Raw genomic sequence first — 23,408 nt, forward strand, 5'->3', positions numbered from 1 at the left:
GACTGCATAGACGTACCTTTGGCACACTACAAGGCATGCGGCAAATAACTACCGCTGCCTGTCACTTTTGCACAACAAATACACAGGATAGGCTATACAGACGAAGGGCCGGCGGCGTTTGTCCGCCGACCTCTTTGCCAGTCGAGCATCAAGACGGTCAGATCAGGACCAAATCGTCCTTTGTCACCACGGCGCCGCCCGAGATCATGGCCAGTTCGATAGCCGCGCCAGCCCCGTCGCCATCCGCGTCGAAATAGAGATGCCGCCCGACGCTGTCCCAGACGAATTGCGCCGAAGACCCGACTGCCACGGCGCCGACGGTGAACTCGGCGTCCGTCAGCACGTGGCCAGAGGCGAAGCCATAATCGCCGCCCGTGAACACCAGCGCGTCCAGCCCGTGTTCGAAGTCGACGATATGGTCGTGACCATTCACGGCCGTCGACGAGAAGACGAAGTCATCCGCCCCCGTGCCGCCGCCAATGACGTCGTTGCCGTGGCCGCCGGTCATCGTGTCATTGCCATTGCCGCCCGACAGGCGGTCGTGGTCGTTGCCGCCGACCAGGCTGTCGTCGCCATCCCAGCCGTAGAGGCTGTCATTGCCAAGCCCGCCCGACAGGATGTTGTTGAGGCTCGACCCGTTCAGGGCGTTGCTCAAGCCGTTGCCGGTGCCCGAAATCGCGCCTTCGATCAGGTACAGCACCTCGACATCGGCGGTCAGCGAATAGTTGATCGACGCTTTGACCGTATCCGTGCCTTCGCCGTACAGCTCATAGACCCGGTCGCCGATGTGATTGACGACAAAGGTGTCATTGCCCGTGCCGCCATACATCGCGTCATTGTCCGCACCGCCGTCGAGGATATCGTTGCCCTCGCCACCGCGCAGCGTGTCCCAGCGCGCGCCGCCATTGAGCTGGTCGCCGCCCGCGCCGCCTTCCAGGCTGTCCGAGCCTTCGCCGCCGGTCAGCTGGTCGCTGTCGGCCCCGCCCCACAGCCGGTCATCGCCATTGCCGCCGTCGATCTTGTCATTGCCTTCGGCGCCATCGATCGTGTCGTTGCCGTCATTGCCCTTGATGGTGTTGCGGCCGCTGTTGCCGGTGATGACGTTGTTCAGCGCATTGCCGGACAGGACGATGTTCGCCGTCCCCTGGCCCGTAATGTTTTCGATAAAGGCGCCGGCCTGGAAATCGGCATAGGCCAGGACGACGTCGAAGCCGCCGGTTTCGACCTCGATCACCCGGTCGCCGGCGTCACGGACGACATAGGTGTCGTTGCCCAGTTCGCCGTACATGGTGTCATTGCCGAGGCCACCGTCGATGAAGTCGTTGCCCGCCGAGAGATAATCGTCGCTGAATATCTCATCATTGCCGGCGCCGCCCAATATGCTGTCATTGCCTTTTCCCGCGCGGATGTTGTCGTCACCGTCGCCGCCATCCAGCGTATCGTTGCCGTCACCGCCGTCGATATTATCATTGCCGCCGTAGCCATAGATGAGATCGGCTTCCGTTCCGCCCGTCAGTCCATTGTTGGCTTCGCCGCCGTGCAGCGTATCATAACCCGGGCCGCCATTGAGCTGGTTGCCGGCGCCGCCGCCGCTGCCGGCATAGAGCAGGTCGTCGCCCTCGTCGCCATAGACGTAGGTATGCAGGTTGCTGCCATAGACGGTATCGTTGCCGGCGCCGCCGAACGCACGGCCGCCGCTATTCGGGCTCATGATGATGACGTCGTTGCCGTCGCCACCGTCCAGCGTATCGTAGCCCGCGCCGCTGGTCAGGCTGTCGTCGCCGCCCAGCCCGACGATGCTGTCGTTCCCGGCACCGCCGTCGATCGTGTCGTTGGCCGGTGTGCCGATGAGCGTGTCATTACCCGGCGTGCCGGTCTGGCTGTCCTCACCCGGAGCGGGCGTATAGGTCGCCTGGAACAGCTTGGCTTTCACGGCCGTGCCATTGCTGTCGCCGCCCTGGCCGCTATTGTCTTCCCAGGTGATGACGAAGCTGCCGTCGGCCAGCACGGTGATGTCGGGTTGCCACTGGCCGGCGTTCGTCGCGGTATTGACCAGCATTTCCGTGCCCACCTTGACGCCTGCGGCATCGAACAGCTGCGCCTTGATGGACGAGGTGCTGGCGTCACCGCCCTGCAGGCTGGTGTCGTCCCACACGACGACCAGACCGCCGTCCTTCAGCCCCGCGACGGCGGGGCGCGCCTGGGCGTTGGCTGTTTCGGTATTGATGAGGAATTCGCTGCCGACCTTCACGCCCGCCGCCGTGAATATCTGGCCCTTGATGCTGGAACTGCTGCTGTCGCCCAGGGTCTGGCTGCGATCAAGCCAGGTCACGGCGAAATTGCCGTTCGACAGCACCGTTATGGCGGGGTCCGACTGGATGCCCAGGGTTTCGGTGTTCACCCGGATTTCAGCGCCGATCCTGTTGCCGTCCAGCTCATAGATCTGCGCGCGGATACCGGAGCGCTCGGCCGTGGTGCCCGCGCCATCGTAACGGTCCTGCCAGGCGACGACAAAGGTGCTGTTGCTGAGCCCCGCGGCCGTAGCGCCGGCCTGGGCGGACGTACCGACCTGGAAGGCGGGCGAAGGATTGCCGAAAAAATTGTAGATGCGCGCCGCGATGCCGATATCGGGTCCGCTGTCCGGATCGCCCGGACCGACCACGCCTTTCCAGGTGACGACAAAGCTGTAGGCGCCGTCCTGATGCGTAATGCCGACTTGCTCGACGCCGGCCACCGACGGCTCCTGGCCCAGGTTTTCGACGGTGACGGTCCGCTGCCCGCCTTTCGGCACGCCAAAGCTGTCATAGACCTGGACCGAGACGCTGTTGTCGCCTTCGTAGTCGCGCCAGGCGATGACAAAACCACCCGACGGCAGGCTGCCGACATCCGGTTCCTCCTGGACGCCGTCCGTGCGCGTATTGACCAGGAATTCGCTGCCGACCTTGGCGCCTGCCGCGTCGAACAGCTGTGCCTTGATGTTGTACTCGGCCTCGCCGCCGGAGGCCGCGCTGGCGTCCTGCCAGGTGACAACAAAACCGCCATTGCTGAGATAGGTGACCTTCGGCGCGTTCTGGGCGCCTGACGTCACGGTGTTGACCAGGAACTCCGCGCCCGCGCTATAGGTGAATGCCATGGCTTCCGCCTCCGGTTTATGATTTAAGATTTTGAATTTATTATAGTTAATCTACAAGGTTACGGCTGATCGAGACCGCCCGCTCCCTCCTCGCTACGCAGTGGGGAGGTGGCAGCGCGCCCGAAGGGCGAGATGACGGAGGGGGCAACACCGACGGCGAATACCCCTCCACCGCCTTCGCGGTCCCCCTCGCCACTGCGTAGGAAGGAGGGAGCGCGATATCCTTACACGAACACCAGATCGTCGGCCGTCACCGTGCCGTAAATGCGCGCCAGCACGACCAGCGAGCCCACACCGTCACCGTCGGCGTCGTACGACAGGTAACCGTCGGCCGACAGGAGGAACTGCGCTGACGACCCCACGGACCAGACACCCAGGGTGAACTCAGCCGCCGTCAGCACATGCCCGGCACTGAAGCCATAGTCGGACGCCGTGAAGACCAGCCGGTCCACGCCATGTTCGAAGCCGGTGATCGTGTCCGAGCCGTTGAGCGGCACACCCGCCGCTCCGAAGACGAAGTCGTCCGCGCCTTCCGCGCCAACCAGCCAGTCATCGCCCTTGCCGCCGACCAGCGTGTCATTGCCCTCGCCACCGAACAGGCCGTCGTCTCCCGCCCCGCCCGACAGCAGGTTGTTGCCGGCGTTGCCGTGCAGCGTATTGGCGGCGTCATTGCCCGTGCCGCTGATATCGGCCGATCCGGTCTGATGCAGGACCTCGACATTATCCGCCAAGGTGTAATCGAGACCGGTCTTGACGGCATCCGTCCCGTCCGCGGGGCCCTCGATAACGAAATCGCCCAGGCTGTCGACAACATAGGTGTCGTTGCCGTCGCCGCCGCCCATGGTGTCGTCACCCGCGCCGCCGTCGAGGATGTCGTTGCCATTGCCACCATCAAGCGCATCCGCGCCCGCGCCGCCGTTCAGTTTGTCGGAGCCCTCGTCGCCCTCAAGCGTGTCATTACCAATGCCGCCGTTCAGGCTGTCATTGCCCTCGCCGCCGTAGAGGCTGTCTTCACCATCGGCGCCGTCAAGCTTGTCATGGCCGGCCCCGCCGTCGACCGTGTCATCGCCGGCATTGCCATTGATGACATTGGCGCCGCTGTTGCCGGTGATGACATTGTCAAGGCTGTTGCCATAGGCCGACAGGTTGTCGGTTCCCATGAGCGTGACGTTTTCCATGAAGGTCTGGGCCTGGTAGCTGACCCAGGCCTGGACGGTATCATCGCCACCATCGGGCACTTCGGTGACCCGGTCGCCGGCATCGCGTACGATATAGGTGTCGTCGCCTGTGCCGCCGGACATGCTGTCATTGCCCGCGCCGCCATCCAGCGTATCGTTGCCGTCCATGCCATAGAGCGTGTCCTGGCCGTCAAGCCCGTCGATGCTGTCCTGGCCCGCGCCACCGGTCAGGGTGTCGCTGCCCGCCGTGCCGGTCTGGGTGCTTACGCTGCCGGAGCCGCCGGGGGCATAGCCGATGAAGTTGTGCGTCGTCAGCGCCGAGATCATGACGTTCTGCAGTACGGCCAGGGTGGCGATCTCGCCCGCCAGATTGTACTTCAACCGGGTATGGTCGCCGTCCTGCTCAAGGAACAGCAGTCCCGAAGCGAACGGATCGGTGCTGGACGGCAGGCCCAGCTCCGACAGGATATGCAGGACGTCGATCCTGTCGCCGCCCGCGCCCGTGGCAAAGTCGGTGATGTTGAACAGGTCGCCGACAAAGGCCAGACGATAGGTGTCCTGCCCTGCTCCACCGGTCAGGTATGCGCCATTGCCACCCGTGCTGCTGATGTCGAAGAGATCATTGCCCTCGCCGCCATTCACCGTGCTGTTGCCGCCGTCGATCGTGACGTTCAGCGTATCGTCGCCGGTGCCGCCATCGACCCTGAGGAGATACGGGTCCTCGACACGGGCGTTGATAAGGTCGTTGCCTGCGCCGCCCGAAACGGTGGCATTGCCCGCGCCGTCATCGTTGAGCACATCATTGCCCTCGCCGCCGGACAGGCTGTCATTGCCCTCGCCGCCGGTGAGCGTGTCATTGCCGCCGCTGCCCAGAATGGTGTCGTTGCCGATACCGCCGTCGAGACTGTCGTCACCTTCGCCGCCATCGAGGCGATCATTGCCGTCGTTGCCCCAGAGGGTATCGCTGCCGGTGCCGGCGCCGCCATGCAGGGAGTCATTACCGGCGCCGCCTTCGAGCCTGTCATTGTCCGCGCCGCCGTTCAGGGAGTCGTTGCCGATACCGCCGTCCAGCGTATCACTGCCCTCGGCGCCTTCGACCGTGTCGTTGCCGACGCCGCCCGACAATGTATCGCTGTCGGAGCCGCCGTTGATGCTGTCGTCCCCAGCGCCGCCGTCCAGGCTGTCGCCGCCCGCGCCGGCATCGAGCGTATCGTTGCCGTCACCACCGACCAGGCTGTCATTGCCTTCGTTGCTTTCCAGGTAATCGTGGCCCGCACCGCCCGACAGGGTGTCGTTGCCGGTTTGGCCGATCAGGGTGTCGTTCCCGCCCAGGCCGCTGATGCTGTCATCGCCGGCCAGCCCGAGGAGCCCGTCGTCGCCCTCAGTCCCCGTCAGCGTGTCGTTGCCGGGGGTTGGTCCCGATGGTGTGACATAAACAGACGGGGTGTAGCCCATGAAGTTGTGCGCGGTGAAGTTGGCGGCTGTCGTGTCTTCGAACACCATCAGGGTCAGGCCGGCCGTATAATCGTAGTTGGATACAAGGCGCACATCGGCGCCGTCCTGGACCAGCCGCAGAGTGCCGGTCACAAACGGATTGCTGCCGGTCGGCAGCCCCAGGTCCTGCAGGACGCGCGTCAGGTTAAAGACGTCGCCACCGTTGCCAGCGGCGAAATCGGTGATGAAATACATGTCGTTGATGGTCGTCAGGCTGAAGGTGTCCTGTCCCGCGCCGCCAGTCAGATATATATAGTCGCCGCCCGAGGTTTCGACATTGATGGTGTCGGCGCCGTCGCCGCCATCCAGCGTGGCGCCGCCACCGAAGACCGAAACATTCAGCGTGTCGTCGCCAATGCCGCCTGCGACACTCGCAAAGTACGGGTCCTCAACGACGACGTTGGCGATGTCGTTGCCCGCTCCGCCGGACACGGTGACATTGCCCGCACCGGCATCATTCAGCACATCGTTGCCATCGCCGCCGTTCAGCGTGTCATTGCCGTCGCCGCCAATCAGGGTATCGTTGCCGTTATTGCCAATCAGGTTATCGTTGCCAGCCAGGCCTTCGATAAGGTCGTTCCCGCCCAGGCCGTCGATGCTGTCATTGCCCGCCGTCCCGGTCAGGGTGTCATTACCGGCCGTTGGTCCTGCCGGGGCGACATTCGGCGCATAGCCCATGAAGTTATGCGCCGTCAGGGATGACGCACTGACGTTTTCCAGCGTCACCAGGGTCACGGTCGTGCCCGAAGCGCTATAGCGAAGCAGGACGTTGCTGCCGTCCTGGACCAGGGCCAGGCGGCCGATGGCGAACGGATTGGTGCCGGCCGGCACGCTCATCCGCACCACCAGGTCCGGCACGTTAATCTGGTCCCCGCCGTCGCCGGCGGTAAAGTCCGTGATCCTGTACTGGTTGTTGACAAAGGGCGGCAGGGTATAGGTGTCCTGTCCGGCCCCGCCGGTCAGGTAGACGCCTGTGCCGCCGTCGCCGCGTAGCCTGAATTCGTCATTGCCCTCGCCGCCATTCAGCGTTCCGCCGCCATACACAGTGGCGACAAGCGTATCGTCGCCAATGCCGGCATCAACGTCCGTGACATAGCCAGCCGCGATCTGGACGGCGATGAGATCGTCGCCCTCTGCGCCTGTCACAGTGAAATTGCCCGTGCCGTAACCGTAAATGGAATCGTTGCCGGCGCCGCCGCTCATGACGTCATTGCCGTCGCCGCTATATAGCCTGTCGCGGCCGTCGCCGCCGTTGAGCGTGTCATTGCCGGCGCCGCCGTTGAGGCTGTCATCATCGCCACCGCCGTTCAGTACGTCGTCGCCGGCGCTGCCGTCCAGGCTGTCCTTACCGCCAAGCCCGTCGATGCTGTCGTTGCCGCCAAGTCCGTCGATGCTGTCAGTGAACGGGGTGCCGGTCAGGGTGTCGTTGCCGGCCGTTGGCGTCGCGCGGGTATCGGTGGTCGGCGTAAAGCCCATGAAGTTGTCGGCCGTCAGCGCCGAGGCCGTCACATTCTTCAGCACGAGCCAGTTGCTATCATGGCCCCACAGATTGAAGTAAATCACGACGTCGCTGCCGTCCTGGACCAGCCACATATTGCCGCTGGCGAACAGGTCGGTGCCAGCCGGCAAGCCCATGTCCTGCAGAAAACGCGGCAGGTCGATCCTGTCGCCACCGGCGCCCGCGGCGAAGTCGGTGATGATGAACATGTCGTTGATCGGCGGCACGCGATAGGTGTCCTGGCCTGCGCCTCCGGTCAGATAGGTCATGTTGCCGCCCGACGTCTGGAGTTCGATCAGGTCGTCGCCATCGCCGGCATTGATACTCGCGCTGCCGCCCAGAATATAGCCCCGGATCGTGTCGTTGCCGGCGCCGCCATCGATGACCGCGACGAAATTGTCCTCGATCTGGAAGTCGATCGTGTCGTTGCCTTCGCCACCGACCATGGTGACGTAGCTTTCCATGTTGTCGAAGAGGTAATCATCACCCGCGCCGCCGTCCAGGCTGTCATTGCCGAAGCCGCCCAACAGGCTGTCATTGCCATCGCCGCCGTTCAGCGTGTCACTGCCGTCATCACCGAACAAGGTATCGTTGCCGCCCAGTCCATTGAGGACGTCGAACCCGACGCCGCCGGACAGGCTGTCATCGCCCGCCGTGCCGTCCTTGGTGACGCCCACGGGCCCTGGCGCGCCGAAGCGGGTATAGCCGCCAAAATTGGCTGCGGTCATGAGACCGCTCTCGATATTTCTAAGAATGGCGACGGTAGTGAAATTTCTGCCGTTGGCGGCGCCGTCGACATCAACCTGCAACCAGGCGTCGTCTTCCTCTTCCTGGTAGATCCGCAAGTGCCCGGTGGTGAACGGATTGGAAGCGTTGTTGACCACGTAGTTGGTCAGTACCGACAGGTCGAGGCGCAGGATGTCACCGCCATCGCCGACCGTGAAGTCTTCGATCACGACCGGGTTGTCCAGATCGCGTTCGAGGATTGCGTAGCGGTCGCCTGTGATGGTGATGGTGTCGCGCCCGGCGCCGCCATAGACATAAAGCGGTCCGCTGTTGCGGTCCACGGATACGGTGATGGTGTCGTCGCCATCCTCGCCCCAGGCGCGGGCAGACCCGCTGCTGGCGTGCGAAGTTATCGTGTCGTTGCCGTCGCCGCCGTAGTTGCTGCCGCTGTTGTACAGGAGGTCATTGCCCGCACCCCCCATATGCGTGCGGCCGCCCTGGAGTTCGTCATCACCATCCCCGCCGTCGAGAACGTCGCCATCATGGTTGCCGCGCAGCGTATCGTTACCTGCGCCGCCGGTGATGCTGTCCATGCCGCTTACGCCCGTCAGGCTGTCATTGCCCGGCGTACCGTCGATGATGTTAACCATGTGATCCTGCCCTTTTGTCTAACATCGGTCCGCCCGCCGGACGTATCCGTTCGCAATATTCAACGAATTGAAATACTTATTTTTACAAAGCGATACGCCCCGGCACGCACGACGTCTCCGGTAACCTTTACCCGGAATCCTACACAGCAACGGCGGCATGCGCAATTCAATACGCCTCAACCGCGCGGGGAAAATGTGGCGCGATTGCGGCGGGGACTGAAAGCCTTTGCGGCGGCGGGCTTTCTTGTTACACCGGCCCAGCCCTTCCCGGATTCGGAGCCCTTCATGCGCACCCCCATTGAGACCGTGTCCGCCGACGGCGTGACCATCACCGCCTACCGTTTCGTCGAAAAGCGCCAGGTCGCCCGCGTCATTCCCGCGCCAGGCACCACTGCCAACGGCGCGCCGCTGAGCCACGTCATTTCCGAAGAAAAGCAGATCCACCAGATCGGCGTCGAACTGTCAGGCGGCGCGCTGGTGCTGGAACCCGGCGCCCTGCAATATCATCATGGCCGCATCCAGTCGGAAATCCAGCGCCATGAGCCGGGCAAGGGCTTCCTGTCGCGCGCCGTCGCTTCGGCCGGCACGGGAGAGTCGGCCTTCGCCACCCGCTTTTCCGGCACGGGCACCCTGTGGGCCGAACCGACGCGCAAGCACTTCATCCTGGCCAATATGGACATTGGCGACGACCTGCTGCTCGATGACCGGGCGTTCTACGCCTGCACCGGCGGCATTTCGCTGTCGACGCACCGCCACACCTCGGTCAGCGGCATCCTGTCGGGCAACGGCTTCATGCAGCCCAAGCTATCCGGACGCGGCGCGTTCGTCGTCGAAAGCCCGGTGCCGGTCGAGGAGATCGACGTCATCGAGCTGAGCCAGGGCGAAGCGGTCGTCGACGGCGACTTCGTGCTGATGTATTCGGCGTCGCTCGAGGTCTCGATCGGGCCTCTGGTCTCGGGCCTGCGCAATGCGCTGCGTTCCGGCGAAGGCCTGGTCTACAAGTTCCGCGGCACAGGCAACATCTGGGTTATGCCCACCGCCCGGGTTTCCTGACATCGCCGGTAGCTTCGGGCCTTCAGCAGGCACAGCTGCGCGGATTTCAGATGTTGGCGCAGCGCGGACTACGGAAGGGAAGCGAACAGAATGAAAGCTCATAAGGTCACGTTTGAGAAACAGCCACAGGGAATCTACATTTTTGTGTTTGAGAGTGAAAACAATTCGTTTCCCGAGCGTGATTATTTACAGGACGACATAGATCTTGCAGTCAGTTTCTACAGAGAGGACTTAGAATTGGATGAAGCTTTAATTCAACGGGGTCTCAGTTCTATGGCCCCTGATTAAGGCGTTACTCTCGTCGGAACCCAATACGCGAAAAATTTTTCCACGGGACGCCGGGGTTCACCTATTGTGGGGCCACGGCGTCACTAACTGTAATTAGCCGGTTCCATTTCCGCTTATGACGCAAAGCAACTGACTATAGGCCCTGCAACGCCCCAAGAAGCGCCGTCATATCGGCCTCGGTCGTCGTGAAGCCCGGCGTGACGCGAATACAGGCGCCGCCCGCAAGCCCTGTGCGCGCGACGGTGAAAATCCTGTGCTTTTCCAGCAGCGTCTTCACGCATGCCGCGTGCGCTTCAGGCGTCGGGGCGGACTTCAGCCGGAACGACGTGATGCCGGCGTGCAAGCGCGGATCGGCCGGCGTCAGGATATCGACATGCGGCAGCTCCCGCGCCGGCTCGGCCCACAGGGACCGCAGGTAACGGAAGCGCTGTTCGCAGGCGTCCGGTCCGATGGCGGCATGGACATCCAGCGCGTCCGACGCGGCCATCTGGGCGGCGAAATTGGCCGTGCCCGTATGGACGCGCGCCGACACCGGATCGCGCTCGCTGACCGCTTCGCCCATGTAAGGATCGATGTCGCCGATGCGGTCCTTGCGGATATAGACCGCGCCGACGCCCAAGGGCGCGCCAATCCATTTGTGCAGGTTGAAGCCGGCGAAGTCGAAGCCCTCGGCCTTGACGTCAACGATTGATTGTCCCCAGGCATGGGCGCTGTCGACGATGGCGTCGACGCCGCGCGCCCTGGCCATGGCGATGATCTCGCGCACCGGCAGGCGCAGGCCGTCGCGGTGGCTGATGTGCGTCAGCAGGATCAGCCGCACCTTGGGGTTGGCGACAAGCGCCTGTTCGTAGGCGTCGATCAGGCCCTGGTGCGTCGCCGGATGCGGCAGGCCGATATCGATGACATCGACGCCGCGCCGCTCTTTAAGCCATGCCATCGCCGTCCGCATACTGTCGTAATCGTGGTCCGACATCAGCACGGCGTCGCCCGGCTTCAGGCGGCTGTAACCACCGATCAAGGCCTGCAGCGCTTCGGTGGCATTGCGCGTGATGGCGATTTCCGCCGGGTCGGCATTGAGCGCGGCCGCGATCTTCTGGCGGAGCTTCTGGTAGTACGGATAGAAGTCGCGCCGGGTGAAGTACGCGCCCCTTTCATTCACCGCCGCGCTATAGAACCCAAACTTCATCATGACCGCACGCGGCGCCTGGCCGAAGGCGCCGAATTCGAGATTGATCACCTCATTGTTCCGGGGCGGAAACAGCGCCGCGACCTTGTCCCAGCCGGTGGCCGTATCCGCGGCCCGGGCCGAGGCCGCCAGTCCGCCGATACCGATGGCGGTCAGGAAGGTGCGACGCTGCATGACATGCCTTTAAAGAAATCGAACGCGTGATTGATAGCGAAGCCCCCCTTCCGTCGCGGCGCGCAGCGCCGTGACGGAAGGGGGACTTTCTTACTTAGAACTTCGCGTTCAGGCGGACATAGACCTGACCGCCATAGGTGTCGTACGGCGCGTTACGCGAATATTCGATTCCGCGCGATGCCTGGAAGATGGCCTTTTCCGGGTACTGGTTGAAGATGTTCTCGGCCGAGACCTTGAGCGACAGGCGGCTATCGATATCCCACAGCACCGAGGCGTCGACAAAGCTCATGGCGCCGAAGCGCTGGAAGATGTCGCCCGTCGTATTGCCCGTCGAGTCGGTCCAGGCGCCGTAATACCGCGTACGGACCTGGTATTCGAACGCGCCCTTGCGGAAGGTGCCGGTGAAGGCGGCATTGTCCTGCGGCAGGCCCTCCTCGAAGATACGCTTGGTCGTCGGGTTGGCGTTGAGCGTGCCGCCGGTGATTTCGGTCTCGTTGTGGTTATAGGCCAGGGTCAGGCTCAGGCGGCCGTTCCATACCGGGCGGGTATAGGTGGTGACGATGTCGACGCCCTTGGTGCGGGTGTCGTAGTCGTTGGTGTACCAGTTGACCGAGGTGAAGCTGGCGGCGGCCGGATAGCCCTGCGCGACCAGGGCGTCCTTCTCGGCCTTGGTCAGGCTGATCGAAGCCGACTGGCCCAGGCGGTTCTCGACGTCGATCTGGTAGACATCGACCGTGCCCGACAGACCGATATCGGTACGCCAGACCAGGCCCGCGCTGGTGTTCGACGAGGTTTCGGGCTCGAGCGGCCTGGCGCCCTTGCTGACGGCGATCGGGTTGAGCGGCGACAGGCGGCCATTGGTGAAGACCTGCAAAGTCACCGTATCGAGGCCCTGCGAGACCGACAGCGAATTCATCTGGCCCGGGGTCGGGGCGCGGAAACCGGTCGAGACCGAGGCGCGCGCGGCGACGTTCTGCGTGAACTCATAGCGCGTCGCCAGCTTGCCGTTGGTCGTGCCGCCGAAGCTGTCATAGTCTTCGTAACGCACGGCCGCGCCGACCGTCCAGGCCGGGATCAGCCTGGCTTCGACGTCGACATAGGCGGCCGAAGAGACCTGCGACCACTCGCCGGCCTGCAGGTCCGAGAAGCCGGGGAAGCCGTTCGAGGCGACCGCCAGTCCGTCCTTGGCGCCGGGGCCAACGGCATAGGAGGCCGCATCGCCCGCGCCTACGCTGTAGGTTTCCTCACGGCGCTCGGCGCCAAAGGCGATATTGACCGGCTCGCTCAGGCCCCAGTTGGCGCGATAGACGCCGTCGGCATTGAGCGTGACTTCGGTCTGGGTCTGGGTGCCCAGGAAGAAGTCAAATGGAGAGGATGGCCCAAGCGAGGCATTGATGGTGTTGTAGAGATAGAACTCGGTCTTGTTCTCGCCGACGGACGCCGACAGGTCCTAGGTGAAGTTCCCCTCGCCGCCGCGCAGGCCCGCGACCGCCTGGTAATCCTTGTATTTGGCCTGTTCGCGCGGGGTGAAGCCCAGCGGATAGACCGACTTCAGGTCCCAGCCCGGGAAGGTCGGCACGGTCTTGTAGACGCTGGCGTTCGACGTCGCCGACGGGATGCGCCAGTTGATGTCGTTGATGCCTTCGCCGTTGGCGGCCGTCGCGAAGCCGTAAAGCTCGCCGAAGCCGACATTGACCGCGCCATTGATGGCGAAGTTGATGTTCTTGGTATCGGGCGCGCCCCAGCGCTGGACCGGATCGGGCAGGACGACGCCCGGATTGGCCTTCATATAGTCGATGGCGTCCTGGCGCTGGTGGCTGCGCGATGTCATGCCGGCGTCGGCCCATTCCAGCGAGGCGGTGACGAAACCGGCGTCGAAGCGCTGGCCGGCCTTGACGCCGGCGCGCAGGGTTTCGCCGTCGCCTTCGTAATATTGCGAGGCCTGGACGTAGGCCGCACCGCCCGGACGGTCATCGAGCTGGATGTTGATCACGCCGGCGATGGCGTCCGAACCGTATTGCGCCGAAGCGCCGTCACGCAGCACTTCGACGCGGCCGACGCTCAAAGACGAGATCTTGTTGAGGTCGGCGCCCTGCGCCCCGCGTTGCCCCAGGAAGGCCGAACGGTGGAAGCGCTTGCCGTTGATGAGCACCAGGGTCTGGTCCGACGACAGGCCACGCAGGCGGGCGGGGCGGATGAACTGAAGCCCGTCCGACGACGGCAGCTTCAGGACCTGGAGCGACGGGATGACCTGGGCCAGGTTGTCGGCCAGCTCGGACGAGGCGCCGTCCTGGACGGCTTTGGCGGTGACGACGTCGACGGGCGTCAGGCTTTCATAGCGGGTGCGGCCCTTTTCGCGCGTGCCGGTGACGATGACTTCCTGGGCGGTGTCGGCGGCTTCCTGGGACGGGCTTTGGGCATGCGCGGCGGGCGCGGCGATGAGCAACGGCAGAAGCGGCGTAAGCGCGGCGGTCGCCAGCCACAGGTGACGGGCGCGGAAAGAAACGGACATGAGACGATACCCCTGAACAGCAACAGGCGCTCCGGTCGGGCCCGGTAGCGCGGATGCGAAGGGGTAACGTCCTACTAAGACGATCCGGTGATGGTTTTGTTAAGTCCTGTTAAAGATGCGCCGGACGCCACGGGTCCCACGGCGTCCTGGCTTGCCTATCGGGCCAGGCCCTGCCGGCGCAGGAAATTCAGCAGCTTGATCTTCTGCGGCAATGCCTGTGTCGCCACTTCGTCCCGCGGGCGGGCGCGCTCGATCAGGTGCACCGTCTCGCGCAGATGCGCCGCGCATTTCTCCAGCCGGTCGGCGGGAATGTCCTCGGAGACAACCGTCTGCGCCGCCTGTTCCTGCAGGCGCGCCATGTAACGGATAGCGTAAGGGATATGCGAATTTGAACTGGTGTGCGTCACGCGACATGCCCCTACAATGCGACTCAAGGGCTCAACGCTACCACAATGGTTAACAAAGATGAATCCGGCATGAGCCGATCTGGCGGCGGTTTCGGTGGATGATCCCGTTCCGAACGATTTGCCGGTACATAGAACATGGCTTCGCAAAAGGGACTCGGTAACGCCGGCCCTCTTCTCCTTCCTAAGCTTGCGTGGAGGGATCATTTGGTGGAGGGGTACCTCTCCCCATCCTACTCTCTTGCCTGAGGCCGCAGGACCTGCGCGGCGGCGCGATGCCCCTCCCCCCAGACCTTCAGCGTGCCGTCGGCGCGGAACTCGCCGTTGTAGCGCCTGCCCCTGCCAGGCAGGCCCCCCATCTCTTCTTCCAGCGTAAAGGCGATGCGATAGCCGCGCACCCTGACCGGCACGGTCTCGATATGCGCGCAATAGCGTTCGCAGTCGTGGACGGTGACGACGGGCGGATTACCGGGGCGGAAATCGATGGCCATGCCTTCGGTGGCCTCGGCGCCTTCGCGGTAGACGATATTGGAATAGAACCCGGCAAGACGCGCGGCGCCGGCATTTTCCTTATGCACCACCCGGATCAGCCGCGCGTCGCGCTTTTCGACGTAGAAGTCCATGCCGGCCAGGCTCGGCACCACGATCGGCTGCCCCGGCGCAGGCGGCGGCGCATCAAGGCTTGCCGCTTTATCCTCGGGCCGCAATATCTGGGGGTTCCACAGCCGCCCCTCGCCCCTGAGCACCAGGGTCCCGTCCTCACGCACCTCACCGGTGAAGCGGCTCCCGGCGCCGCGCCCCAGGTCGACGCTGAAGGTGATGCGCTTGCCGTTGACTTTAAGCGGCACTTCGATGGGCACGCGGCACTGGCGCTCGCAGTCGGTGACGATGACGGTCCGGTCGCGCAGCTCGACGCGCATGCCGCGCGTCTCGCCATTGGTGTCATCGACCCGGACGTTGGAATAGACGGTGGCGTGCGCGCACAAGGGCAACCCGGCCACGGCCGCCACGGTCAGCATGAGTTTCAGGTGCGTCGATCGTCCCCACATGGGGACGATCGTAACATCCTAGGACGCCGATGTCACAGGCTGACTTCGGCGACCTTGTCCTTGAAATCCTTTTTGGGATCGACACCCAGCAGGATCTTCACGCCGGCCAGGAGGCTCGATGCGTCGATCCATACCTTGGCGTCTTCCGGATCGAAACGCAGCAGGCACAGCTTGGGATCGTCCTTGCCTTCTTCATACCAGGCGGCGATGAACGGGTTCCACAGCCGGTCAATGACGGCGCGGTCATTATCGACGGTCAGCCGGCCATCAATGCTGGCGAAGACGTCGTGGCCCTTCGATGAAAAGGCCAGGCTCGCGAGGTTGCCGGGCTTAAGCGCTTCGACGGCGTGGGTCTCGGTCGAGGTGAAGATCCAGAACGGCCCTTGGTCAGCGTCACCGTCGGGCAGCACGGTCATGGGCTTTGAGCCGGGCGTGCCCTCGACCCACAGCATGGCGGTGCGATCAGAACGAATGGCTTTCCAGAACTTGCGTTCGATATCGGCGGTATCGGTCATGGGAGTCTCCTTTGGGGTCAGGGAGACTCGCATCGCCGGGCGTTAAGTTTCAATGTGGGGAGGCCCCGCCGATGGGATCGTCAGCGGCAAATGAGTGTAGTAGCAGACAAGGCGCGGATAAACGATACCCGTTAGTCAAGTACAAAACTTCCATGTGTCTAATGGTCACGTTGTGTTGGGACTTTTGGAGTCTGTGGCTCTTCCACGGCTTTTACGGAAACCTTCGTGACTTTATAGACTGCCACCTCCCCTCCTTCTGCCTTACTTGGATCGAACAGAGCGAGATTGATGCCATCACTAACCGAGCTCCGGTAAACGACTCCATCGAACCCACGTTTCTTTATAAACTCGCAAAGATATTGGCTGGGGATGTAGTCAATCGCCGCGCCCTGCGGCAAAACGGGACGTGTGAGTTCCTCGCCCAATCGCTCAAGAAACAGCAAGTCCGCCCGAAGCTGACCAATTTCGCTGGCGTCAGCAAGGATAAACGGTGATACGAACTTTCGTGGATCGCGAAGATCAACAGCTCTGACCGACGGAATTGTAAACTCTGCAACGCAAGCGACTTCGCCCGTGTGTGGTCTGATTTCGGCTATAGCCGTGTCCGGCGTAGAACCAAGATAAAGATAAGGAATACCGGCAGGATTGGCTCGGCCGTGAGAGGCTTGGCGCTTGGGCGGTGCTTGCATTTGGCCGATCGTGAAAACCGTATCACCTGACTGAATACGTGCGCGGTACCAATGCTTAGGCAAGTCAGTAATTGACAGCAAATCGACCAATTGCCTGAGTCGATCGGTATCAAGCTCGACATCCAAAAACCACCGATTGCGATGCATCATTTCATCGCGCAGCGTCTCCCATACGACCAATCCTTCGCTACTATAACTAGGCGAAGGCACAAAGCTCTGACGGACAATTTGAGGGTTATCGAGAATTTCGACGAGCAATTCTTTCGCGTGAGCAAAATCCATTTTCGGATGACTAAATAACAACCAGTCATCTTTCATCCAATCGACTAACGGCTTGCCATCGTCGTTTTGTTCGTAAACATTGACTAAAAGCTCAAAGTAGTCATGCAATTGACTTGGTTCAACCAAATCAACGTTTCTGCTGTCGCAGAAGTCACAGGTTCCATGAACCGGATTCAGCGATGGGATAATGCTATCCCGAAGCCCGCGATCGTCAAAACACTCCGGGCAGCAATATCTTTTTACTGGCATGCCTCAACCGAGATAGTGCGCAAGCGTTTCGATGTGATGCTTCATCGAGAGCTTCTTTACGTATCCAAGACCTGGGAAATGCCCTTTAGCATGGAGTTCACGAAACTCTCCAATTGCACTGGTATTATGCAATTTTGAAGTTCCGGAATCCCAACGCTTAATCAATTTAGCTAACGCCTGACCAAACTTTCCAGCGGGGTCAGCCGGCGTATTATTAGTGTCCGAAACAAAATGATAAATGAACATCTCACCATCACGATCAGCATCAATAAAGGTTAGATGAATCGCAACCGCATACGCCGGCCCTCCGCTTTCGGAATACGCGTCACCGACGGTGAGGAAATCTCCGAAGCCCGTCATGTTCATTTCCTCATAGGTGACATGAAGGTCTGAAAATGGTTCCAAAGGCGGATAATCGGCATTTTTCTGACGTTTAAACCCGTCTCGAACAAGGATGCGCGCACTTCCCTCAAAATGCTTCCGGTACAGAATTTTCGCATGGTCCTCTACAAAGACATTTCTAGAATTAGCCAAATTTTGGCCGAGATGATCGGCAATTGATTTTGGCGAGGTAAAACCGGCGTGTACCAGAGTCGGATTGTGTGCCCTATGATTGTCATAGCAGGCACTTGCCTCGTCAGCAGATATGTCACTTCTCAGTAAAATTCCTGCGGAGATACTGTCATCACCAAGATAATCTGCTAGAAGCTGTGTAATTCCAGCCCCATCTTCTCGATGGTCACCGTGATAAGGATTCACAATTACAATTGCTCGACCGTGACTGTCGCGAATAGCTTTAAGCGTCTTTTGCAATCCGCCTAAAGATTCCTTCACCGGTTCAATGATTGGTACAAATCCGGCATCAGCTAAAAGCACCGCGCTTTCTCGAATAGTGATGAGTTCGTATTGCTTACCACGGAAGTAAGGAAAGTACATTCGGTTAGCCCCAAACCGCAACTTCATCCAAAGACGTAGCCAATGCGGTCATCAGGCGGCTACGATGGTCCCTGTGTAACGTAACTGACAATGCAGTCGCGTGTAACGATTGCGGCAACTTATCTACCATTTCAGATAGTGGGGCAAGGTTTCGAGTACGCTTTAACGTCCGAACCATCGCTGTATGTACGTCTTCCGGGGAAATGGCCCGAAAACACTCTTTCATAACCGAGTGGCGTTGAGTGTTCGGGACATCCGGAAGATCAATACCCAGCATACTCAATACCTGCGTTGCTTCCGCCGCTCGCAAACTATCTAAAACAGTTAGGGGACAAACGAGGTCAGGGCGATCCACTGCATCTCTCGTTATCGATATATGGCCACGTTTCGACAGGCAGAGTATGCCAACATCAGGAGGCACCGTCGCGGCAACGCCACTTATGTGACCTTCGCTGGTAATTACGTTCACGGTCGCAAAAACTTTACGGTAGTTTTTTACCTGATTGGCGAGGCGGGACAGTGAATCTCTTTCTGACTTTATCTCGTAAACGGTCGACGTCCCGTTTAAAATTACCAAATCCGCCTTACACGCCCCCGCTCTAAATTCGGTCAGCATCGATGCGGTACGCAGCGAGTGCTTTCCCAGCAGTATTTTCTGCGTAACGGCGGCACGATAAACATACTCGTCTCGAAATCCAGAAATTTTGAGAACTTTGAATGCAGCCTCGAACGCATCCGCAACCGTCACGGCCCTGCGCAAACATAATGCTCCACTAGCTTCCTCCAACAGACGCTTAAACAACGACGAACGTCCTTTCTTCGCCAGGTCTTGGTATACCGTGGAAGAAAAGAGGCGAGTTATCGCTGCAAGCTGTGTCGAATTAGGGCTCATTACATCCATTGTGGCTTTACGCACACAGCGCTGAAAAGGGGAAGCGACTAAGCAAAATCATAGCTGTTTGGAAGCAAAATTCTTACAGCAGCGCCTCTTCCGCAAAATCGATTCGCTGACAATTATGAGTGTAGCGGAAAACTTTGTTTACAAATCGTTCGATTTGTCGGCCACCTTCCCTCGCGCATAGCTGTCGGCACATAAAACGTCCTTTAGTTTCCACCGCCATGCCGACAGCCTCCCCTACTCCACCGCCCGCACCTTCACCGGCAGGTCCACCGTCACAGCCGTCGCGCGACCGAACAGGTCCAGCAGCGCCCGTAACCTGCCCATGCCGTCATTGGCCGTCACGACCGCGCGCAGGAACTTGCCCGCCGTCTCGATTTCGACCTCCGTGCCAGGCGTCAGAGAGGCGCGCCAGTCTTCCACCGGCACGTGGCGGCGTTCGCGCTCAAGCACCCAGCCTGTCAGGCCATCAATCATTGTTTTGCGCGCGCGGATGGCGTCGATCACCACGGGCTTGTCGCGGCTCACACCCTTTTCCGTTGTCTCTCAGAAAATCGAAATTTGCGCGCTTAGGGCCCCTTGAACCGCGAATTTGAGAGACAAAACACTTTGTCCTTCTAAAATGACGTTTTTGATAGACAAACTCATTTGACTCTCTAAATGAGGGTCAAACAATTTTGTCTCTTCAAATTTGTAAAATCTGAGAGACAAAGCACGGCGAGCGAGGCTGAGATGGCGATCTCCTTACACGAACTGAATTTCGATAAGGCGGTTGACTATCATTACGATAAATTCCCGCCGAACAATCTGGACTACAGCCTTATTATCGGCCCCCTGGCCAAGGCTGTGGACGCTATCGCCCGCTTTGACCAGATGCTGAAAACAATGCACAACTCGGAGTTCTTGCTGGCGCCCCTGCGTAATCAGGAAGCAGTGATTTCATCGCGGATGGAAGGCACCGTCAGTACGGTGGATGAAATCCTGCTCTACGAAGCGGAGTACGCCGAAGGGGAGGAAAACGAAGCCCTTGTCCGTTCCGAAGTCATCGAAACCATCCTGTACCAACGCGCCCTTGTAACCGCGCAAAAGGAGTTGGAAAGCGGAAAGACAATATCGGAATGGCTGATCCGTTCCATGCATGCCAAATTGCTGTCGTTCGGGCGCGGCGCGGAAAAGTCGCCGGGGCAATACAAAGGCGAGCAGAATTATGTTGTGGATCGCTCTAAACGCAACGTGCTGTTCGTGCCGGTCAGCCCGGAAAAGCTCAATGACGGGATGCAAAATCTTATCGGCTATATCAATGACGACAGGATGCAAATCCTGTTGCGCACAGCCATAGCCCACGTCGAATTCGAAGCCCTTCACCCGTTTAAGGACGGCAACGGGCGCCTGGGCCGGATGCTCATTACGCTGATGCTATGGCAATACGGGGTGATCAGCGCCCCGCATTTCTATGTCTCCGGCTACCTGGAAGAAGAGAAAGATCAATATATCGACTCAATGAAAGCGGTCTCGCAAAAGGACGACTGGACAAGCTGGTGCGTGTTCTTCCTTGGCGCGATGGAAAATCAGGCGATCCGCAATCTCAAAATAGTCGAGGATATTTCCGGCCTGTATGAGACCATGAAGCACGTTTTCGAAGACAAGCTTGGCACTCGGTGGCATTTGCGGGCGCTGGATTTCATCTTTGGCAATCCATATTTCCGCAACAACAAGTTCACCAAGCTCAGCGGCATACCTGAATCCACGGCGGCAAGATTCACCCGCATCCTGATAGATGAAAAACTGCTGATCACGCTTCAAGAGGCGTCCGGCAGACGCCCCGCCATGTATGCCTTTGAACCGCTTCTCAGATTGGTGCGTGTATAACCCCTACTCCACCGCCCGGACTTTGACCGGCAGATTCACCGTCACCGCCGTAGAGCGCCCGAACAGATCGAGCAGCGCCCGCAGTCTCCCCATGCCGTCATTGGCCGTTACGACCGCGCGCAGGAACCTGCCCGCCGTCTCGATTTCGACCTCCGTGCCAGGCGTCAGAGAGGCGCGCCAGTCTTCCACCGGCACGTGGCGGCGTTCGCGCTCAGGCACCCAGCCCGTCAGGCCGTCGACCGTCGTCTCACGCGCGCGGATGGCGTCGATCACCACCGGCTTGACCGCGCCGATCGCGATCCGGCCTTCGACGCCGTAGAGGCTGATCATCGGACGGATGGGCGTCTTCCCGTGCGCTTTGCGGGCAAAGACATAGCCGCCGAACAGGGGCTCGGGCACCCATTCGAGCTTGGTCGCCAGCCGGCCGTTGCGCATGGGACGGCGGCGGCGCAGGAGTTGAGGCAGGTAGGCTTCGTAGCCTTCGCGCGCCATGTCGGCCAGCATCAGCCGGATCGTCGCCGGGTCGTTGCGGTGGCGCAGCACGTACCACAGGCCGTTTTCGGCGGGGATATGCGGGTTGGGCTGGGCGCGTGGGGAAGGAAGAAGGCCCCCACCACCATCTGCTCCGCAGATGGTCCCCCTCCCCACGTCGTGGGGAGGAGTGAGGGAGGGCGTGGCATTTGCCGTGCGTTGATCTGCGCTCATAGTGTGTCTCCTTTGAAATCCAGAAATTCCCGCGCCTTCTTCGCCATGGCGCGACGGAAGGCGCCATGGCGCTGGCACTGCGCCAGAATGTCGCCCGGCTGAGGGACAAAGGCCGCCTTGGGGCCGCTGATCCAACTCTGCGCGGCGCGTTCCAGTACATCGCGCGGCCAGCTCTTAAGGCTCTGCCGCCACTGCGTCACGACCATGGTTTTCGAGGCTTCGGCGCGGCGGTCGAACTCGGCGTACATGATCAGAAGCCCGAAAATGACCTGCCCCAGTTCGGCGTCGCCGGCCGGCAGATTGTCCGCCAGGACGCGTCTGGCGTCGGCCCGCAGGCGCTCCTGGTCGGGGTGGTCACGCAGAGCCTTCAAACTCAGCTTCGCCAGGGGCAGGTCCGCCAAATGCTCGGCTGAAAGCGGCGATGGTCGAGTCCTCGTTGCGCTCGGCGCGGGAGCGCTCGGCGCGGGTGCGGTAAGCGGCTTTGGTGTTTGGGGCATGGGTTGGCTCGGCACGGTAGGGGTCCGGTGTCGGTTGGGTGCGCAGGCGGCGGGCTTCGGCGATGGCGGGCGCGAAGAAGAGCCAGCTTTTCGGGGTCAGGGGCTTGCGGGCATTGAGCAGCGTCGTGCGGACGCCGGCCAAGACGTCGCGCCATTCGAAACGGTCAACCTCATGCCAGGCCATCAGGACCGGTGCGGTCGTCCGCGGCCAGATATCGCGGGCTGGATCGGCGCAACCGGTCTCCTTGATCAAGACATCGACCCACTCATCTTTCGCCGTGGGCCAGTCCGCCCTGGTCTCATCAGTATTTAAATAGTTTTGGTTGTGGTTTGGGTTATGGCTGTGGTTGGGGTTGGCAAGCGCCCGTTCTTCGCCCGCACCAACGCCCGTTGAGGCCACCGCGCTGATTTTGCTACGCTTTTTGGCCACACTGGCTTTTCCGGCGTTTTTGCGCTGGGTAATCGCCTTTGTGTACTTCGCGTATTCCGCCGTTAGCCGCTTCTGCCTCAGCACGCCCCCCCTGCGCCGGAAGAAGCTGAGAATAGTGCTACGCATCCCGGTCCATTCGGCATCGCTGCATTGCGCCAGCCGCGCCAGACGATCATCGTCGGTCGCAAGCTTGCCGCCGCCGCGCCACATCGCCATGAGCAGCAACAGGTAGGCGCCGTGTTCGGACCGCGTCAGGTGCGTGGTGTCGGCCAGGTAGTCGCCGACATAGAGCGGGATATAGGGCGCGGTCATTGTTGGGCCCTCAGCTCCGCGGCGACCGCGTCGGCGCCGTACTGCCGGATGAGGCACGCCACGCCATCGGCGATGTCGGTGTGCCTGATGACGCGTAAGGAGCGCGATTTGCCGGGCGTCCGGGCGATATAGCCGAGATAGACCAGGCCGTGGATATGGCGGAAGACGGCGGTCTTGGCGATGCCGCACAGCCGCCCGATCTCTTCGTAGGACGGCGAAACCCCCTGGCTGGTCAGGGTGAGGATGGCGTCGAGGCAGCGCCGTTCGGCGGGGGTGATGCCGCTCATGCGCGCCCCCTGCCCGCAAGCCGCGTCACGCCGGCGCACAGGGCGTCGAACGCGTACATCGGCCACAGAAGCATGTCCACCGCCCAGCCCCACAGGCAGATGCGGCGCGCGCGATCGGTATCGGTGTCCATGAGGCTTTCGGCGTAGATGTGGCGGTGGCCGTCCAGGGCGGCGGAGACCACCCCGCCGATCGCGAAATAAAGCGCTGGACTCATAACGCTGTTCATGAAATGTTCCAAGAGTGAGTATCCCTCGTTGAGTCGATCGAAAAGGCGCCCCGCGCCGTGATGGAAATGACGCGGGGCCAGTTTCAGGGAGTCAGTAGCTTTGGCGGAAAATTCCGCCTATGGAGTGTAAGTCACGACCGGACGCGGAACTGCGGCCGGCCAATCCT

19 protein-coding genes are annotated in these 23,408 nt (G+C 61.2%); 2 read left to right on the forward strand and 17 right to left on the reverse strand.

What is annotated here, in order from left to right:
• Positions 1–157: 157 nt before the first annotated feature.
• Together J2X24_RS19150 and J2X24_RS22675 are read right to left on the reverse strand one after the other, a co-directional pair.
• Positions 158–3,133 carry a calcium-binding protein gene (locus tag J2X24_RS19150; protein WP_209725103.1) on the reverse strand — a complete coding sequence of 992 codons (2,976 nt, stop codon included), beginning with the start codon at positions 3,131–3,133 and terminating at the stop codon, positions 158–160.
• A gap of 224 nt (positions 3,134–3,357) precedes the next feature.
• Positions 3,358–8,679, reverse strand: coding sequence for a beta strand repeat-containing protein (locus J2X24_RS22675; RefSeq protein ID WP_245344963.1), 5,322 nt, complete (start codon positions 8,677–8,679; stop codon positions 3,358–3,360).
• A gap of 285 nt (positions 8,680–8,964) precedes the next feature.
• Between J2X24_RS22675 and J2X24_RS19190 the strand changes: the two genes are divergently transcribed.
• Positions 8,965–9,732, forward strand: a complete 768-nt coding sequence (locus tag J2X24_RS19190; protein WP_245344964.1) for an AIM24 family protein — start codon at positions 8,965–8,967, stop codon at positions 9,730–9,732.
• Positions 9,733–10,153: 421 nt separating this feature from the next.
• On the opposite strand, the gene J2X24_RS19195 is transcribed toward J2X24_RS19190, so the two are convergent.
• The 10 genes from J2X24_RS19195 to J2X24_RS19240 all read right to left on the reverse strand — a co-directional run bounded on the left by J2X24_RS19195 (position 10,154) and on the right by J2X24_RS19240 (position 19,442).
• Positions 10,154–11,380 carry an aminotransferase class V-fold PLP-dependent enzyme gene (locus J2X24_RS19195; protein WP_209725105.1) on the reverse strand — a complete coding sequence of 409 codons (1,227 nt, stop codon included), beginning with the start codon at positions 11,378–11,380 and terminating at the stop codon, positions 10,154–10,156.
• 94 nt (positions 11,381–11,474) lie between these two features.
• The gene (locus J2X24_RS19200; protein ID WP_209725231.1) at positions 11,475–12,827 is read right to left on the reverse strand and encodes a TonB-dependent receptor plug domain-containing protein; all 1,353 of its coding nucleotides are present in this window, start codon (positions 12,825–12,827) and stop codon (positions 11,475–11,477) included.
• 3 nt (positions 12,828–12,830) lie between these two features.
• Entirely contained in the window at positions 12,831–13,892 is a 1,062-nt protein-coding gene (locus tag J2X24_RS19205; protein WP_209725106.1) for a TonB-dependent receptor plug domain-containing protein, read from the reverse strand.
• Positions 13,893–14,047: 155 nt separating this feature from the next.
• Positions 14,048–14,299, reverse strand: a complete 252-nt coding sequence (locus J2X24_RS19210; protein ID WP_209725107.1) for a hypothetical protein — start codon at positions 14,297–14,299, stop codon at positions 14,048–14,050.
• A 230-nt stretch (positions 14,300–14,529) separates the two neighbouring features.
• Complete coding sequence (locus J2X24_RS19215) at positions 14,530–15,345, reverse strand: hypothetical protein (RefSeq protein ID WP_209725108.1); 816 nt, start codon at positions 15,343–15,345, stop codon at positions 14,530–14,532.
• A 32-nt stretch (positions 15,346–15,377) separates the two neighbouring features.
• Positions 15,378–15,860, reverse strand: coding sequence for a pyridoxamine 5'-phosphate oxidase family protein (locus tag J2X24_RS19220; RefSeq protein WP_209725109.1), 483 nt, complete (start codon positions 15,858–15,860; stop codon positions 15,378–15,380).
• 158 nt (positions 15,861–16,018) lie between these two features.
• Positions 16,019–17,080 carry an RES family NAD+ phosphorylase gene (locus J2X24_RS19225; RefSeq protein ID WP_209725110.1) on the reverse strand — a complete coding sequence of 354 codons (1,062 nt, stop codon included), beginning with the start codon at positions 17,078–17,080 and terminating at the stop codon, positions 16,019–16,021.
• A 3-nt stretch (positions 17,081–17,083) separates the two neighbouring features.
• Positions 17,084–18,016, reverse strand: coding sequence for a sce7725 family protein (locus J2X24_RS19230; RefSeq protein ID WP_209725111.1), 933 nt, complete (start codon positions 18,014–18,016; stop codon positions 17,084–17,086).
• 4 nt (positions 18,017–18,020) lie between these two features.
• Positions 18,021–18,818: a sce7726 family protein gene (locus J2X24_RS19235; RefSeq protein WP_245344965.1), complete on the reverse strand. Its 798-nt coding sequence runs from the start codon at positions 18,816–18,818 to the stop codon at positions 18,021–18,023.
• Between the two features lie 333 nt (positions 18,819–19,151).
• Positions 19,152–19,442, reverse strand: a complete 291-nt coding sequence (locus J2X24_RS19240) for a transcription termination/antitermination protein NusG (RefSeq protein ID WP_209725114.1) — start codon at positions 19,440–19,442, stop codon at positions 19,152–19,154.
• A 204-nt stretch (positions 19,443–19,646) separates the two neighbouring features.
• Between J2X24_RS19240 and J2X24_RS19245 the strand changes: the two genes are divergently transcribed.
• Positions 19,647–20,783: a Fic family protein gene (locus tag J2X24_RS19245; protein WP_209725117.1), complete on the forward strand. Its 1,137-nt coding sequence runs from the start codon at positions 19,647–19,649 to the stop codon at positions 20,781–20,783.
• Positions 20,784–20,786: 3 nt separating this feature from the next.
• Here J2X24_RS19245 and J2X24_RS19250 read toward each other — a convergent pair whose 3' ends face one another.
• Genes J2X24_RS19250 through J2X24_RS19270 form a run of 5 tightly spaced genes read right to left on the reverse strand, consistent with a single transcriptional unit; the run spans position 20,787 to position 23,241 of the window.
• A complete protein-coding gene (locus J2X24_RS19250) occupies positions 20,787–21,488 on the reverse strand; it encodes a transcription termination/antitermination NusG family protein (RefSeq protein WP_209725119.1) in 702 nt (233 codons plus the stop codon).
• Entirely contained in the window at positions 21,485–21,859 is a 375-nt protein-coding gene (locus J2X24_RS19255; protein WP_209725121.1) for a hypothetical protein, read from the reverse strand. The genes J2X24_RS19250 and J2X24_RS19255 overlap by 4 nt, the downstream gene beginning before the upstream one ends.
• On the reverse strand, positions 21,843–22,727 hold the full coding sequence (locus tag J2X24_RS19260; protein WP_209725123.1) for a YdaU family protein: 885 nt from the start codon (positions 22,725–22,727) through the stop codon (positions 21,843–21,845). The genes J2X24_RS19255 and J2X24_RS19260 overlap by 17 nt, the downstream gene beginning before the upstream one ends.
• Positions 22,724–23,014, reverse strand: a complete 291-nt coding sequence (locus tag J2X24_RS19265; RefSeq protein ID WP_209725125.1) for a LexA family protein — start codon at positions 23,012–23,014, stop codon at positions 22,724–22,726. The genes J2X24_RS19260 and J2X24_RS19265 overlap by 4 nt, the downstream gene beginning before the upstream one ends.
• Complete coding sequence (locus tag J2X24_RS19270; protein ID WP_209725127.1) at positions 23,011–23,241, reverse strand: hypothetical protein; 231 nt, start codon at positions 23,239–23,241, stop codon at positions 23,011–23,013. Before J2X24_RS19270 ends, J2X24_RS19265 begins: the two co-directional genes overlap by 4 nt.
• Positions 23,242–23,408: the final 167 nt, after the last annotated feature.

It is taken from the genome of Asticcacaulis solisilvae (assembly GCF_017875235.1).
In the GTDB taxonomy this organism is placed as follows: Bacteria; Pseudomonadota; Alphaproteobacteria; order Caulobacterales; family Caulobacteraceae; genus Asticcacaulis; species Asticcacaulis solisilvae_A.